Origin of the sequence: Pseudomonas sp. s4, assembly GCF_046764235.1 — a bacterium.
Classification (GTDB): domain Bacteria; phylum Pseudomonadota; class Gammaproteobacteria; order Pseudomonadales; family Pseudomonadaceae; genus Aquipseudomonas; species Aquipseudomonas asiatica.
On the sequence record NZ_CP177209.1, the window covers coordinates 3,510,845 to 3,525,306 of the forward strand.

The 14,462-nt window shown below is 64.2% G+C and carries 12 protein-coding genes; 7 read left to right on the forward strand and 5 right to left on the reverse strand.

What is annotated here, in order from left to right; all coding sequences use genetic code 11:
* Nucleotide 1: 1 nt before the first annotated feature.
* A complete protein-coding gene (locus ACK56M_RS16370; RefSeq protein WP_015270632.1) occupies nucleotides 2-1,705 on the reverse strand; it encodes a glutamine--tRNA ligase/YqeY domain fusion protein in 1,704 nt (567 codons plus the stop codon).
* A 247-nt stretch (nucleotides 1,706-1,952) separates the two neighbouring features.
* Between ACK56M_RS16370 and ACK56M_RS16375 the strand changes: the two genes are divergently transcribed.
* Together ACK56M_RS16375 and ACK56M_RS16380 are read left to right on the forward strand one after the other, a co-directional pair.
* A complete protein-coding gene (locus ACK56M_RS16375) occupies nucleotides 1,953-2,453 on the forward strand; it encodes a peptidylprolyl isomerase (protein ID WP_003259195.1) in 501 nt (166 codons plus the stop codon).
* Nucleotides 2,450-3,172, forward strand: coding sequence for a UDP-2,3-diacylglucosamine diphosphatase (locus ACK56M_RS16380; protein WP_013972909.1), 723 nt, complete (start codon nucleotides 2,450-2,452; stop codon nucleotides 3,170-3,172). The genes ACK56M_RS16375 and ACK56M_RS16380 overlap by 4 nt, the downstream gene beginning before the upstream one ends.
* 113 nt (nucleotides 3,173-3,285) lie before the next feature.
* Here ACK56M_RS16380 and ACK56M_RS16385 read toward each other — a convergent pair whose 3' ends face one another.
* Nucleotides 3,286-5,598 carry an acylase gene (locus tag ACK56M_RS16385; protein ID WP_100413551.1) on the reverse strand — a complete coding sequence of 771 codons (2,313 nt, stop codon included), beginning with the start codon at nucleotides 5,596-5,598 and terminating at the stop codon, nucleotides 3,286-3,288.
* A 195-nt stretch (nucleotides 5,599-5,793) separates the two neighbouring features.
* Between ACK56M_RS16385 and ACK56M_RS16390 the strand changes: the two genes are divergently transcribed.
* Nucleotides 5,794-6,168, forward strand: a complete 375-nt coding sequence (locus tag ACK56M_RS16390) for a fe2+ zn2+ uptake regulation protein (RefSeq protein ID WP_023661040.1) — start codon at nucleotides 5,794-5,796, stop codon at nucleotides 6,166-6,168.
* A gap of 36 nt (nucleotides 6,169-6,204) precedes the next feature.
* On the opposite strand, the gene ACK56M_RS16395 is transcribed toward ACK56M_RS16390, so the two are convergent.
* Nucleotides 6,205-6,393 carry a hypothetical protein gene (locus tag ACK56M_RS16395; protein ID WP_003248064.1) on the reverse strand — a complete coding sequence of 63 codons (189 nt, stop codon included), beginning with the start codon at nucleotides 6,391-6,393 and terminating at the stop codon, nucleotides 6,205-6,207.
* A 151-nt stretch (nucleotides 6,394-6,544) separates the two neighbouring features.
* On the opposite strand from ACK56M_RS16395, the gene ACK56M_RS16400 reads away from it, so the two are divergent.
* The 4 genes from ACK56M_RS16400 (at nucleotide 6,545) to ACK56M_RS16415 (ending at nucleotide 8,990) form a co-directional block, all read left to right on the forward strand.
* A complete protein-coding gene (locus ACK56M_RS16400) occupies nucleotides 6,545-7,003 on the forward strand; it encodes a hypothetical protein (RefSeq protein ID WP_015270634.1) in 459 nt (152 codons plus the stop codon).
* Nucleotides 7,004-7,254: 251 nt separating this feature from the next.
* Nucleotides 7,255-7,635 (forward strand): Mor transcription activator family protein, encoded by a 381-nt coding sequence (locus tag ACK56M_RS16405; RefSeq protein WP_015270635.1) that lies wholly within the window; start codon nucleotides 7,255-7,257, stop codon nucleotides 7,633-7,635.
* Nucleotides 7,636-7,700: 65 nt separating this feature from the next.
* On the forward strand, nucleotides 7,701-8,360 hold the full coding sequence (locus ACK56M_RS16410; RefSeq protein WP_015270636.1) for a DUF2589 domain-containing protein: 660 nt from the start codon (nucleotides 7,701-7,703) through the stop codon (nucleotides 8,358-8,360).
* A gap of 75 nt (nucleotides 8,361-8,435) precedes the next feature.
* Complete coding sequence (locus ACK56M_RS16415) at nucleotides 8,436-8,990, forward strand: DUF2589 domain-containing protein (RefSeq protein WP_054573526.1); 555 nt, start codon at nucleotides 8,436-8,438, stop codon at nucleotides 8,988-8,990.
* Between the two features lie 18 nt (nucleotides 8,991-9,008).
* On the opposite strand, the gene ACK56M_RS16420 is transcribed toward ACK56M_RS16415, so the two are convergent.
* Both ACK56M_RS16420 and ACK56M_RS16425 read right to left on the reverse strand, forming a co-directional pair.
* Nucleotides 9,009-12,683: a translocation/assembly module TamB domain-containing protein gene (locus tag ACK56M_RS16420; protein WP_054573527.1), complete on the reverse strand. Its 3,675-nt coding sequence runs from the start codon at nucleotides 12,681-12,683 to the stop codon at nucleotides 9,009-9,011.
* Entirely contained in the window at nucleotides 12,680-14,422 is a 1,743-nt protein-coding gene (locus ACK56M_RS16425; protein ID WP_411959624.1) for an autotransporter assembly complex protein TamA, read from the reverse strand. Before ACK56M_RS16425 ends, ACK56M_RS16420 begins: the two co-directional genes overlap by 4 nt.
* Nucleotides 14,423-14,462 lie beyond the last annotated feature (40 nt).

The window sequence follows — 14,462 nt, forward strand, 5'->3', positions numbered from 1 at the left end:
CTCAGCTGCCCCAGGAGTCACGCAGGGTGACAGTGCGGTTGAACACCGGGCGGCCCGGCTGGCTGTCCTTCAGGTCGGCGCAGAAGTAGCCTTCGCGTTCGAACTGGAAACGGTCCTCGGGCTGCGCCTGGGCCAGCGACGGCTCGGCGCGGCAGCCGCTGAGCACCTGCAGCGAGCCTGGGTTGATGTTGTCCAGGAAGCTGCCGCCCTCCTCGGTCTTTTCCGGGTTCGGCGAGCGGAACAGGCGGTCGTACAGGCGCACTTCGCACTCGATGCTGCCCTCGGCCGGTACCCAGTGGATCACGCCCTTGACCTTGCGGCCTTCCGGGTTCTTGCCCAGGGTGTCCGGGTCGTACGAGCAGCGCAGCTCGACGATGTTGCCGTCGGCATCCTTGATCGCCTCGTCGGCGCGGATCACGTAGCTGCCGCGCAGGCGCACTTCACCGGCCGGTTCCAGGCGCTTGTAGCCCTTCGGCGGCTCTTCCATGAAGTCGTCGCGGTCGATGTACAGTTCACGGGAGAACGGCAGCACGCGCACGCCCATGTCTTCCTTCGGGTGGCGCGGCAGTTCGAGCTGCTCGACCTGGCCTTCCGGATAGTTGGTTATGACCACCTTCAGCGGGCGCAGCACGCACATGGCGCGCGGTGCGGTGCGGTCCAGGTCGTCACGAATGCTGAACTCGAGCATCGACATGTCGACCACGCCGTCGGAACGGTTGGTGCCGATCATTTCGCAGAAGTTGCGGATCGAAGCCGGGGTGTAGCCACGGCGACGGAAGCCGGACAGGGTCGACATGCGTGGGTCGTCCCAGCCTTCGACGTGCTTTTCGTCGACCAGCTGCTTGAGCTTGCGCTTGGACGTGATGGTGTAGTTCAGGTTCAGGCGGCTGAACTCGTACTGGCGCGGGTGCGCCGGCACCGGCAGGTTGTCGAGGAACCAGTCGTACAGCGGACGATGGCCTTCGAACTCCAGGGTGCAGATCGAATGGGTGATGCCCTCGATGGCGTCCGACTGGCCGTGGGTGAAGTCGTAGTTCGGGTAGATGCACCACTTGTCACCGGTCTGGTGGTGGTGGGCATGGCGGATACGGTACAGGATCGGGTCACGCAGGTTCATGTTCGGCGAGGCCATGTCGATCTTGGCCCGCAGCACGCGCTCGCCATCCTTGAACTCGCCGGCCTTCATGCGCGCGAACAGGTCGAGGTTCTCGTCAACGCTGCGCTCGCGGAACGGGCTGTTCTTGCCCGGCTCCTTGAGGTTGCCACGGTATTCCTTGGCTTGCTCGGGGGTAAGGTCGCAGACGTAGGCCTTGCCACGCTTGATCAGCTCGACCGCCCAGTCGTGCAGCTGGTCAAAGTAGTCGGAGGCGTAGCGCACATCGCCGGCCCAGTCGAAGCCCAGCCACTTGACATCGCTCTGGATGGCGTCGATGTACTCCTGGTCTTCCTTGGCCGGGTTGGTATCGTCGAAACGCAGGTGGCAGACGCCCCCGAATTCCTTGGCCAGGCCGAAGTTGACGCAGATCGACTTGGCGTGACCGATGTGCAGGTAGCCATTGGGCTCCGGCGGGAAACGGGTGACGATGCTGCTGTGCTTGCCCGAGTCCAGGTCGGCCTGGATGATCGGCCGCAGGAAATTCGCAGGGACAGCGGGGGCGCCTTTGGCAGCGGCGTTGGGCGCGTTGTCGGCAGTGGGCTTGCTCATAGGATCCTTGAATGCACGTGTCCGGCCTGGGTAGGCCGATTGAATCAAAGGGCCTATCATAGCCGAAGCAGTCAAGCTGCTGACAGTCGGGCCCGGACAAACTGGCGTGATTTATCACGGCTTTTTGCCGCAGCCTGGCAAAATGGCCAGTGCGCGCCATGTGTCGCGATCGCCTGATCCTGCGTCAGGTGATGACCCGCGCCCTGCGCACCCTAATTCCGATTGCCTTGAAAGAGCGAGTTTCAGCATGTCCAAAGTCAAACTGAGCACCAACCACGGCGACATCGTCCTGCAACTGGACGCCGAGAAAGCGCCGCTGACTACCGAAAACTTCGTTCAGTACGTCAAGGACGGCCACTACAATGGCACCGTGTTCCACCGCGTGATCAAGGGCTTCATGATCCAGGGCGGCGGCTTCGAGCCTGGCATGAGCCAGAAGAAGACCCGCGCCAGCATCCAGAACGAAGCCGACAACGGCCTGAAGAACAAGAAGTACAGCATCGCCATGGCCCGTACCATGGAGCCGCACTCCGCCTCGGCGCAGTTCTTCATCAACTCGTCCGACAACGACTTCCTCAACCACAGCGGCAAGAACGTTCAGGGCTGGGGCTACGCGGTATTCGGCGAAGTGATCGAAGGCCGTGAAATCGTCGACGCCATCGAAAAGGTCGCCACCGGTTCCAAGGCTGGCCACCAGGACGTGCCGAAGGACGACGTGATCATCGAGAAAGCCGAGATCGTTGAGTGATCCTGCTGATCTCCGATCTGCACTTGCAAGAAGAACGCCCGGACATTACCCGGGCGTTTCTTGATCTGCTCGATGGCCGTGCCCGCCACGCCAAGGCGTTGTACATCCTTGGCGACTTTTTCGAAGCCTGGATCGGCGACGATGCCATGACGCCCTTCCAGCAGTCGGTCTGCCAGGCCATGCGTCGGCTGAGCGACAGCGGCACGGCCATCTACCTGATGCATGGCAACCGTGATTTCCTGATCGGCCAAGCCTTCTGCGACGCTGCGGGCTGCACGTTGCTGCACGACCCCAGCGTGATCGAGCTGGGTGGCGAGCAGGTGCTGCTGATGCATGGCGATACCTTGTGCACCCGCGACCTGGCCTACATGAAAATGCGCCGCTTGCTGCGCAACCCGCTGAGCCTGTGGGTGTTGCGGCACCTGCCGCTGTCGGCCCGCTACAAGCTGGCACGCAAGCTACGCAGCGAAAGCCGCTCGCAAACGCGGATGAAGTCCACCGAGATCGTCGATGTCACGCCAGAGGAAGTGCCGAAGGTAATGGCGGCGCATGGTGTACGTACCTTGGTGCATGGGCATACCCATCGGCCGGCGATACACAAGCTGGTGGTCGACGGGCAACCGGCACGGCGTATCGTGCTGGGCGACTGGGACCGCCGAGGCTGGGCCTTGCAGGTTGACGAGCAAGGCTTTCAGCTGGCGCCGTTCGAGTTTTCCTGACCGACCGAGGCACCTTCTTCGCGGGCATGCCCGCTCCCACAGGTACTGCACCAGGGCTACAAGCGGTGCGGTACCTGTGGGAGCGGGCGAGCCCGCGATGAGGCCGGTATGCCCTACTGCTGGACCACCGCCCCCTTGTCCCCCTCACTGATCACCACTTCCCGGTACTCCGGGTCAGCCTTGATCTGCGCCTCGGTAAATGGAATCACCGCCAGTTGCCCGGCTGCAAACGCCTTGGTCTGGTCACTGGCATGCACCGAAGCCGCTTCACTGGACTGGGAAAACGCCAGCAGCCCACGGGCCTCTGGCCCCTGGTCGGTAAAACTGACCAGTTGCAGGTAGCTGGTACCACTGACCACCAACCGCTTGCCCTGCCCATGCGGCACACTGTAGATCGCGTTGTACACGCCCAACGCCTGCGGGCCACCCGGCACCGGCGTACCATCGCCCGCCTGTTGCACCTGCCCCCAACGCACCTCCCCTGCCATACCGCTGTCACGCACCTGCTCGAGCGACGCCAATGCGGCCTGATGCAACAGCTTGCGCACGGCCGCCTGCTCGACCGCCAACCCGCGCGGGGTGTGCTGCGGATCGGCAGGGTCAAAGGCCACCCGCCAGCTTTGCGGGTGCTCGGCCAGGGCATCGTACAGGTTCTGGAAATGTATCAGCCCAATGCCACTGTCCAGGTCAGCCTTGCCATTCCAGGCCGCCAGGCTGCTGCATACGGCCCGCACATCCGCCTCGGCGCCCTTGCACCACTGCAGCAGGTCAGGCAGCAGCAGGCTGGCCAGGTAGACCTCGTCATCGGTCACCATGCGCTGCAGGTCGTCAGCGCCCAGGCGGGCCGTACCCTGCAGGCGTTGCAGGGCAAAGCGGCCACGCATGCCCAGCGGCTGGTCACTGCGGCTGACCAGCGGCGAATAACCGGTCAGCGGCTGCGCCGGGTTGGCCATCCAGGCCGGGTCGTTGGAGTTCTGCACGAAATCCTCGCGCTCCAGGCTCGGCAGCAGCCGCGCAGGGAAGATCCCAGGCTGTGCGGCCTGCGCATCGACCTTCCACTGGCACGCGCTGCGTGAGCCATCCAGTACCACCAGGCGCCCCTGCGCCTGCGGGTTGCTGCACGCACTCAGCAGTTGCTGATCCACATAAGGCACCACTGACTGGTTCAGGTACAAGGCCTTGCCTGCCGGGTCTACCGCCAGCGTGTTGACCCAGGGAATACCCTGCAGCTGTTCGATCGAGCCTTTCAACGTAGCCAGGCTGTCGGCACGGTTGATCTGGTACCACTGCTGCAACACCCGGGTGTTCTCGAGGTTGGCGTCGCGCAGGCTGTAGGCAGCATGTGCATCCCAGTCCAGGCGCCCCGGCCATTGCACCACCGGGCCGAATTGCGAGCTGTAGACCTGGCGCTGCACCTGGCTCAGGCTGCCATCCTCGGCCTTTACCGCAACACTGACGGTTTGCCGGGCCAACGGCAGCGACTTGCCATCGAGCAGGTAGCGGGTCGGGTCCTTGGGGTCGAGTTGCAGGCGGTACAGGGTGAAGTGATTCGACGTATCGACGGTGTGCGTCCAGGCCAGATGCTGGTTGAAGCCGATGTTGACCACCGGCAGGCCCGGCAATGCCGCCCCCATGACATCGAGCTGGCCGGGAATGGTCAGTTGCATCTGGTAGAAACGCATGCCGCCCATCCACGGGAAGTGCGGGTTGGCCAGCAACAGACCGCGGCCATTGGCCGAACGCCGGGCCCCGACAGCCACCGCATTGCTACCGCGCTCCGTGGCAAAACGCTGTTGCCTGGCCAGCGCCGCGGCAAACCCTGCCGGCGCCGGCTGGCTGGCCTGCGTTGGCGGTTGCGCCCCGGCCAGCGCTTCGACGAACTGCCCGACACCGCCTTCGGCGAGCAGCCGACGGGTCAGCCTGACCAGGTCCTCGCTGCTGATCGGCCGCAGCCACTCGCCGGTGCCACATTCGGCGGGCAACCCCTGGCTGCGGCGCTCGGCCAGCGCCCGGTTGAACCCGCTGGCATAGCCTGCCAGCAGCGCCCGTACCGGCGCCGGCTGCGCCTGCAAGAACGCATCGACTGCCGCCGGAGTGTTGAGCCAGGTGAAGAATACGTCGCTGGCCAGGTTGTCACGCTGCTCAAGGGTCTTGCCCTTGGCACCGAAGTAGCGTGAGCGCTCGCCACTCACGGTCAGCACTTCATTGGCCAGCAGGCACAAGTTGTCCTGGGCGTAGGCGTAGCCGATGCCATAACCCAGGCCGCGCTCGTCCTTGGCCACGATGTGCGGCACACCGTAAGTGGTTCGGCGAATCTGCGCACTGGCATCGGCTGCGGCGGACTGCACCGGCACTGCGCCAACGCTGAAGGCTACCAGGGCGGCGGCCAGGCCAGCGCAAGTCATGGGACGGGAAAGTGGAAACACAGGCACTCCTCGGCTTCGGGGATCATCCCGATCAGACGAATGGCCAAATGAAAATTTTACGTATTACAAGGCAATGGAACGTCTTGAACAGAACCAGATTTTTTTTTGCGAGTGGGCTGCAGTTTTTCCGTTCTCATTCGTCCTAGTAAGTGAGGCACCCAAATTTCGGGTTCGTCCACGAAAAGGAGCATTCACATGTACAACCCGCAACCCTCGATCCAGGCTGGGCGCGTCCCAGGCAAAGCGCCCAGGGAACAGGACGTTTTTGCTGACGAACGCATCGGCAACGAACAGATCCGCGAGCTGTTGCGCAGTTTCGGCCTGCGTACCAGCCTGATCCGCCTCAAGGTCATCGATGCCTTGCACGCCGCCGACCGCAATGGCCGCAGCATTGGCGTGCGCGGCGTGCACGCGCAGCTGGAACAGCTGGATATCCCGCTGTCGTTCCTCAGCGTGCGCGAAGTGCTCAAGCGGCTGTGCAGCGAGGGCGTCATCCAGCTGGGCAGCGACAAATGCTACAGCCTCGACCCCCAGGCGCGCGCCGTGCTGGAACGAACGCCTTTGCGCTGAGCGCATGGCCGGCCATACCTGGCCGGCCAGCCAAAGTCAGGGTTTGACCTTGCGCCGCAGGATGCCGTTGATCACCACGACCACCACGGCGATGGCGATGGCCAGCATCTGGAAGGTCTGCTCACTGATCGTGCCCTGCTTCTGCAGGTGGGACAGGCCCAGCATCAGGCCCAGTACCACCAGGATGATCAGAAGGGAGTATTTGAGGCGCTGCACGTGTGTCATCGAAGGTTCCTTGCAACATCAGGGGCAAATGGCTCGCAACGAGCCGCGGCAATGATACAACGGCCACCGGCCCCGGCGCTGCATTTCCTGCTGGGTGGGTCGGCGCCTGCCTGAAAGCATGGGGCTCCCAAGCACCCACGCCGGAGGCACCATGTACAAACCCCTTCTGTTCGCGTCGCTATTGCTGACCCCCTTTTCCCTTCATGCGCTGGACACCCGCCAGACCTCGGCCGAGCAACTGCTCGAACTGGGCCGCGAACTGGCTGCCCAAGCTGGCGCCAGCCAATGGCAACAACTGTGGCAGCGCGTGCGCCAGGCCGGTTACCTGCAGGCAAAAGGTGCGTCGGTGCATTTCACTGCCCCCCAGGCGCAACTGCCAGAGCTGGCCCGGCAAACCCTGGCCCAGGCCGACCGGGTACAAGCGCAACAGCAGACCCAGGCACTGTATCGCCGCCGCTTTGCCGACCAGGTCATCGGCCAGCGTGACGGGCAGCCGCTGCATGCCCTGTGCCTGCTGGTCGATTGGCGCACGCTGCCACAAGGCATGCGCGACTCCCCTCAGGCCTACCTGCGCAGCGCCAGCCTGTTGAGCAGCTATCCGTGTGATTGATGGTTATCACACCCTGCGCGCAACACAAGGAGTGAGCTGATGGGAAATCACCCGCTACAGCCAGATGTTGAAGCCATGTCCTACAACGCCGGATATCGCTGCCTGCAAAACCTGTTCGCGGAAGCTACAACCCCCAACCCATATGCCGCCTAGCGACATGCCTCGGCTGTCACAGAAAATCCAGTCACACCTTCGACATAACGCCGCTGGTGATCGGGTAGCACAGCCCATCCGTCCCGAAGGAGCGCCATATGCAAATGCCAGACTTGAGCCACATCGATATCAGCCAACTGCCCCACTCGCTGCAGGCCCTGATCGACTGCATCGGCATCGACAACGCCTACCAGCTGACCTGCGCCTACGGCGGCAGGCCCAAGTACATCCCCAAGCACCGCGAGCGCACCAAGCTTGCCGACGTGCTGCCGCCCGAAGCGCTCGACGCGCTGATCAAGCGCTTTGCCGGTGTCGCCCTGGAAATCCCCAAGGCTGACCATTTCATGCGCCAGTTGCGCAACCTGCAGATCCAGAAGGAAAGCGCCAGCGGCCTGTCACGCAGCCTGCTCGCTGACAAGTACGGCCTGAGCCTGCGCCAGATTGGCAACATCCGCCGGCAAGAACCTTGCGCGCGCTGAAGCCCCCGGCATCGTCACCACCATTGACGGCCACGTTTTGAACCCAACCAGAAGAGAACCCAGCAATGTCGATAGATAACAGCCTCATCGGTTCCGTAATCAATGCCTTGCCGATGGACCGCATGATCGCAGGCCCCCTGCAGGCCATGGTCCAGGCCCAGGTCACCGCCAGCAAATCCTACGCCGACTTCCTGATGCAGGTGTGCGTCCAGGACGGCAAGGCCGTGGCCATCCAGTTCGACTACGACGAAACCATCGTCGACGAACAAGGCGAGTACAAGGGCGTGGTCAGCAAGACCATGAAAGTGCCGCTGGTGGCAGCCATCACCCACCCGAACATCTCCATCGAAGAAGGCAACGTCGAGTTCGAGCTGGTCATCAACCAGATGTCGGAAGACGTTTCCAGCAAGGACATGAGCGCCGAGGCAAGCGGTTCGCTGGGTTGGGGGCCGTTCAGGCTCAACGTGAAAGGCAGCGTCAGCCACAAGTCCACGCAAACCCGCAAGACTGACACCCGCGCCCGCTACGCCTTCAACACGACCTTGAAGCGCCAGGACCCGCCTGAAGCGATGATGCGGGTGATCGACTTCCTGACCGACGCCGCGACAAAGCCGACCGTGGTCAAAACCGCCACACTGGAAAGCCAGGACTTGATTTCCCAGGCCGATACCTTGAAGAACCCTGCCGCCGACGGCGCTTCGGCCCTCGCCGCCGCCACCTCTTGAGACGCACCTCCCTGCCCCGAACAGCCCCCCTGACCAGCAACAGGGGGGCACCACCTGGCCTGAGGAGTCGAAGCATTGGATAAATCCCCCGCCCCCATGACTTCCATCGACCTGCGCGAAATCACCCGTGGCCTGCAGGAAGCCGCCAGTGCTACCAACAGCCTGATCGCGCAGCAGTACATCAACCTGTTCGACCAGTTCTTCGAATGCGACACCGAAGCGTTGGGCGCGCCCATGAAAGCCAAAATGGTCGAAGTGGCCATGGACGGCCAGCACATCATGCGCGTACCGCTGTTCGCGCTGGTGTCGCCAAAAGGCCTGGCCCTCGAGCGCATGCAGGTCGACCTTTCGGTAAGGGTCAAAGGCACCGAAGCACAGCAGGCACTGCTGACTGCAGGTGAAAACAAGGCGGCCAGCTTCAAGGTCACCATCGGCGGCCAAAGCCGTCAGGGCGACAGCCGTGACCCCGATGAAGTGCAGATCCGCATGCAGTTCCAGGCCAGCGAACCGCCGGAAGCCCTCAACCGGTTGATCGAGGAATACACCAGCCTGATCATCCCGGTACGCGCCCCCAGCCCGCCGCCATCGCCCGATACCAATGAGTTCATCGAAGCGGCCACTGTCCGTTGACGGCCGCCCTGCGCCAGCTCAGAAGTCGCGCTTGTAGAAGATGTCCAGTGAACTGGCCAGCCCGCTGGCAGCTTCGAGGTACACCTTCTTGCTCAGCTTGTAGCGCAATGCAATGGTGTTGGCGGGCTCGAACACCCCCACCCCGTAGCGCAGGCTCAGTTTCTCGGTGAGGTTGCCGCTGGCGACCACGCTGGTGGTATTGCCCGAACCTTCGGTGTCCAGCTGGAAGTCGTCGATGCCCAGGCTCGAGGCCAGGCTGCCGGTGATGCCGGCGCTACCCGCCAGGCCCAGGCCCAAGGCAGCCTCGGCGAGCATGTTGTTGTCTTCACCGGACGTGCCCAGCGGCCGCCCCAGTACCAGGTACGACAGCGCCTGCTCCTGGCTCATGGCCGGTTCCGAGAACACCTTGCTTGTGGGCTGCTCGGCACTGCCGCTCAGGCGGATACCGGCAATCACATCGTCGACCTTGCGGATCGCTTCAATGTCCAGGTATGGCTGGTCGATCGGGCCTGCGAACAACAACCGCGCACGGCGGATGGTCAGGCGCTGGCCGTAGGCGCGGTAGCGGCCATCGGCCAGGTTCAGCTCGCCACGGGTGTCGAGGTTGTCGCCGATGTGCACATGGCCGAGCAGGTTGGCCGTGAGACCAAAGCCGCTGAACGAAAGCTTGTCGCGGCCCACTTCGACATCGATGTCCATGGCCATCGCCATGGGCGGTTTGCCCTCTTCGGTCTGGTGGCCGACGATCACCGTGTCATCCGAGACCTTGACGGTGGACGGTGGCAGCTCGCGCACAGTGATCGCACCCTTGGGCACCTGTACCTTGCCGGTCACCGCCAGCTTGTCGTCGATCAGGCGCAAGGTCAGGTCTGGGGCGACCTCCAGCGTCGCATAGGGCTCGACCGTGACGGGCAGTTGCTGGCCCTGCAGACGCAGGTCCATGCCCAGTGCCTGGCCCCAGGTCAGGTTGCCATTGAGCTGGCCACGCCCCGCCTCGCCACTGCGCCAGCCGCCGTTGAGCTGTACCTGCTCGCCGGCAATCAACGCCTGCAATGACAGGTCCTCGAGGCTGACCGGCAGCTCGGCACCACTGACTTCGCCGCCACTGAGCATCAGGTTGCCGTTGACCTGCGGCGCCAGCAAGGTGCCCGACAACCTGCCACTGCCATTGAGCTGCCCGGCCAGACGCTCGACCATCGGCACGAACGGGCGCGCCACCGAAAGGTCGAGGCCTGCCAGCTGGAAATCACCCGACAGCGGTTTGTTGCTGCCCAGTGGATCCAGGCGGGTGTTGACGTTCAGCTCGCCCAGGCGCTCGCCGCGGAACGCCAGGCGGGTATCGATGCGCCTTGGCGCCAGCGTGCTGTCCAGGCGCAGGGCCTGGTACGGGAAGTCGACCCAGCGGTCCTTGTCGCGCACGCGCAGGGTACCGCCACTGGCGTCGACGACGATGTTGCCCTTGGGGCCGCTGGCCGGGATGTCCAGATTGATGTCGGCATTGAGCAGGCCCTGCCAGGCGAAGTCCTTCGGCAGCCACTGGGCCAGGCTGTCCAGCGGGAACTGCTTGAGGTGGTAGCGCAAGCGTGGCTCGGGGGCCAGACGCTGGTCGTCGCCGCACAAGCTGGCCTGGCCGGAGCGCCAGCAGTGCGCAGCAAAGTCCAGCTGGCCGCTGGCCAGCCGCTGCAGGCGCGCCGGTGCCTGCAGCCGCCAGTCCTGGCCGCCGGCCTGGATCCGCCCACTGGCCAGGCGCCCGCGCCAGTCACCCTTGTTCAACTGGCCATCCAGGCCGAGGTCGAGTTTGAGCTGCGGGCCGTCCAGCGCCAGGGTCAAGGCTTGCTGGCGAATGTCGCCTTTGCCGTTGGCCTGCAAGGTGCCCAATGCCGTGTCACCCAGGTGAATGCCGCTGGCCTTCAGTTCGATCACGCCACGCTGGGCGTTGTCCAGGCGGGCGTCCAAGTCCAGCTGCTGCACGCGGTTTTCCGCCTGGGCCAGCCGCTGGCCCTGCAGGGCCAGCGTACCTTGCGGGGCCTGCAAGGTGCCGGCGACGTCAAGCCGGCCCTTGACCTGGCCCTGCAACCTTGGCCACAACTGGCCCAGGCGCGGCAGGTCGAGGTCGAGCCGCCCGGCCAGGCGTTGCTGCAGGCTGCCACTGCCATTGATGCGGTTATCCCCCAGCTGGACTGCCAGGGTACCCAAGGTCCAGCTCTGCCCTGCCCCCTGGGCCTCGACCTTGAGCACTGCCGGCTGGCCGCGCAGGCGGCCTTTCAGGTCTAGCTGGGCATCGAGGCTCAAGGCGTCGCCTTTCATCTCGCCTTTGCTGCGCAGCGGCCCCGCCAGGGTACCCGGCAGCTCGGCCAGCCAATAGGCTGGGTCGAGCGCCGACAACTGCAGGTCGACATCCCATGCCAAGGTGTCGGCAAAGCGCACGGCGACACTGCCGGCAGCCTTGCCTTGCCCGGCGGTCAGCGCCAACTGCGGCAGCTTCACCTGGCTCAGGTCACCTTCGAAGGGGCTGGCCAGGCTGAACGCGCCAGCCGGGCCATCCAGGTCGCCATTGAAGGTGCCCTGGTAGTTGCCATCGCGATAATGCACCTGGGCCATGAGCCGCTTGAGGGTGACCTCAGGGGGCGTCTCCAGCGGATACAGGCGCAGCCACGGAAAGTCCTGCCAGTCCAACTGGGCGTCGGCGACCAGGCCTTGCTGCCAGTCAGCCGTGGCTTGCATCTTGACCCGCTGGGTATCGCTGGCGCTCAGGTCCAGGGCATCAAGCCTGGCGCCTTTGCTGTCGACCAGCCCGGACAACAGCAAGGCGATCGGCGACTGCTCGGCTGGCAGGCTGGCCGACCCCGACAGTTGATAGCCCTTGAGCAGGTCGCCGCGGGCGTCGAGCTTGAGCTGGTTGAACTGCACGGTGTCGGGCAACGAGGCGGCCGGCTTGAATGCCTCGGAGCGGATCTGCAAAGTCGCCGGCAGGTGCTCGGCCAACGCCTGCAATTGCCCGTTCAGCGTGGCGTCGAGGTAACCGCTGCTGGTGCCGGCGAGTTTCAGGGTTTTCTGCAACTCGCCAGTGGCAGTCAGCGCCAACTGCCAGGGTTTGCCGTCTACCGTTGGCAGTTGCAGCTGCGCCTGGAGTTGTACCGGCCAGTCAGCTTCGGGCTGCAGATTGCCTTGCAGGTTCAATTGCAGGTCGTCACGCTTCAGCTGCAGGCTGTCGACGCGCAGCCCGGCATTGGTCCAGTGCGCCGCCAGTTGCAAGTCGCCAAGCAGGTCATTGCCATCCAGCCGCAACTGGCCAACCTTGACCTCACCCAGTTCGATGGCCAGCGGCAAACGCAGGGCCGGCAACTGCAGCGGGCCACTGTCGGCCGATTCGGCGCTGGGCGCAAAGGCCATGTCGATACGTTGCGCCTGCAACTGGTCAATGCACAAGGTAGAGCGCAGCAGGCATGCCGGCGACCAGGCCAGCAGCGGTGCCTGCAAATCTACCGTGCTGCCGGCATCGGCCCAGATAAGCCGGCTGGCTTGCCAGCTACCGGCCAGGCGGCCCTGGAAATCAGCCACCTCAAGCCCGGGCACCTTGCCCAGCACCCAGCGGCTGCCGGCTTCGGTCCCCAGCAACAGGCCGAGTACCAGGCCCAGGCTTGCGGTTACCCCCAGCAGGCCCGCCAGAATGTACTTGATCACGCGTTTCACAGCTCAGGCCCCATGGAAAAGTGCAGGCGAATTCCCCCTTCATCATCCAGCGCCTTGGCCAGGTCCAGGCGCAGCGGCCCGACCGGCGACACCCAGCGCACGCCAAAACCGACACCGGTCTTGAGGCTTGGCAGTTCCAGGTCGTTGAACGAGTTGCCCTGGTCGACGAAGGTTGCCAGCCGCCACTTCTCGGTCAGTGAATACTGGTACTCGACGCTGCCGGCGACCAGGTAGCGCCCACCAATGCGGTCGCCGTCGCTGTTCTTCGGCGACAAGGTCTGGTAGTCATAGCCACGCACGCTCTGGTCGCCACCGGCGAAGAAGCGCAGCGACGGCGGGATGTTGTTCTTGAAGCCATTGGTCGCGCTGCCACCGAACTGCACCCGGCCGAGCAAGCGATGGTCATGGCCAAGCGTGGTCAGGCCCTTGAGCAGCACGTTGCCATGCAGCAGGTTGGTGTCCGAGACCAGCCCTTCCTTGGCTACCTGTACATCGAACTGCAGGCGGTAGCCGTTATGCGGGTCGATGCGGTTGTCACTGCGCAGGAAGGAGTAACTCACCCCCGGCATCAACAGGTTGCTCAGCCCGGAGTCATCACCCAGACGGTACTCCTCGCGCTGGTACTTGAGGGAAATCACCCGCTGCCAGCCGCTTGGCAGCTTGCTGTGCCACTCGGGGCCCACCGTCAGCAGTTTGCTGAGGGTGTCGGTGCCGGCAATCTCTTCGTTCTGGTAGCCGCCGGCAAAGCGCAACTTGTCGGTCAGCGGCGGGTCGAGGGGGATGTCGTACCAAAGGCCGACGTTCTGCCGGGGTGCCGACAGTTCGGTTTCCCAGCCGTAGCTATGGCCTTGCGGGTTGACCCAGTGGCGGGTCCAGTTGGCCTTGCCGCGGGGCCCGACGTCGGTCGAGAAGCCCAGGCCCAGGCCCAAGGTGCGCGGTTTGCGGGTTTGCAGGCGGACATCCACGGGGATTTCTTCGCCCACGGCGGCGGTGGGCGCCGCATCCACGCGCACGCCTTCGAAGTAGCCGCTCGATTGCAGGTCATTGTTCAGCTCGGCGATCAGTTCCGAGTCGTAAGGTGTACCCGGCTTGAACGAGACCATACGCTGCAGCAGGTCGTCGTCCATCGGTGTGTCGCCACCGAAGGTGACCGCGCCCAGGTGATAGCGCGGGCCGCTCTGGTAGACCAGTTCGATATCGGCCACACCGGCCTGGGGGTCTACCGCCAGGCGCTGGCGGCTGAAGCACCCACTGAAGAAGCCGTAGCGCGATGCCTGGTTCTGGATCAGCCGCTTGGCATCTTCGTAATGGCCGTGGTTGAGTTGTTCACCCGTGCGCAGGGCCTTGCTGTCGGGCACGCGGAAAGCCTTCATCTCACTGGCGGGGCCTTCGATGCGTATGGTCACGTTGCGCAGGCGAATCGGCTCGCCAGGGTCGATGGTGATGATCAGTTGCGGGGAACGGTCAGCCTCGCTGGCGGGCTTGACCTCTGTGTCGATCTGCGCCTGGTAGTAGCCAAGTGCCTGCGCGGCTTTGCGCGCCTGCTCCTGGGCGCCGCGACTGAAGCGCAGCAGCGCTTCTTCATCGCGGTCGCCAAGGTTACCGATATAGCCTTCGACATTGGCCTTGAGCGCCTTGTTGGCCGGTTTGACCTTCACCAGCAACTCACTCTGGCCCCATGCTGCGAAACTGGCGACCCAGATAACCAGGCCCCAGGTCAATCTTCCTGAATACGTCATGCGGCGCATGCTACCAGAGCCGGGCGCTCAAGGGAGCCGT

Excerpts from the sequence above, each read along its gene's own strand:
- ACK56M_RS16370 (WP_015270632.1), bottom strand. The coding sequence starts at position 1,705 with ATGAGCAAGCCCACTGCCGACAACGCGCCCAACGCCGCTGCCAAAGGC.
- ACK56M_RS16375 (WP_003259195.1), top strand. The coding sequence starts at position 1,953 with ATGTCCAAAGTCAAACTGAGCACCAACCACGGCGACATCGTCCTGCAA.
- ACK56M_RS16390 (WP_023661040.1), top strand. The coding sequence starts at position 5,794 with ATGTACAACCCGCAACCCTCGATCCAGGCTGGGCGCGTCCCAGGCAAA.
- ACK56M_RS16395 (WP_003248064.1), bottom strand. The coding sequence starts at position 6,393 with ATGACACACGTGCAGCGCCTCAAATACTCCCTTCTGATCATCCTGGTG.
- ACK56M_RS16400 (WP_015270634.1), top strand. The coding sequence starts at position 6,545 with ATGTACAAACCCCTTCTGTTCGCGTCGCTATTGCTGACCCCCTTTTCC.
- ACK56M_RS16405 (WP_015270635.1), top strand. The coding sequence starts at position 7,255 with ATGCAAATGCCAGACTTGAGCCACATCGATATCAGCCAACTGCCCCAC.
- ACK56M_RS16410 (WP_015270636.1), top strand. The coding sequence starts at position 7,701 with ATGTCGATAGATAACAGCCTCATCGGTTCCGTAATCAATGCCTTGCCG.
- ACK56M_RS16425 (WP_411959624.1), bottom strand. The coding sequence starts at position 14,422 with ATGACGTATTCAGGAAGATTGACCTGGGGCCTGGTTATCTGGGTCGCC.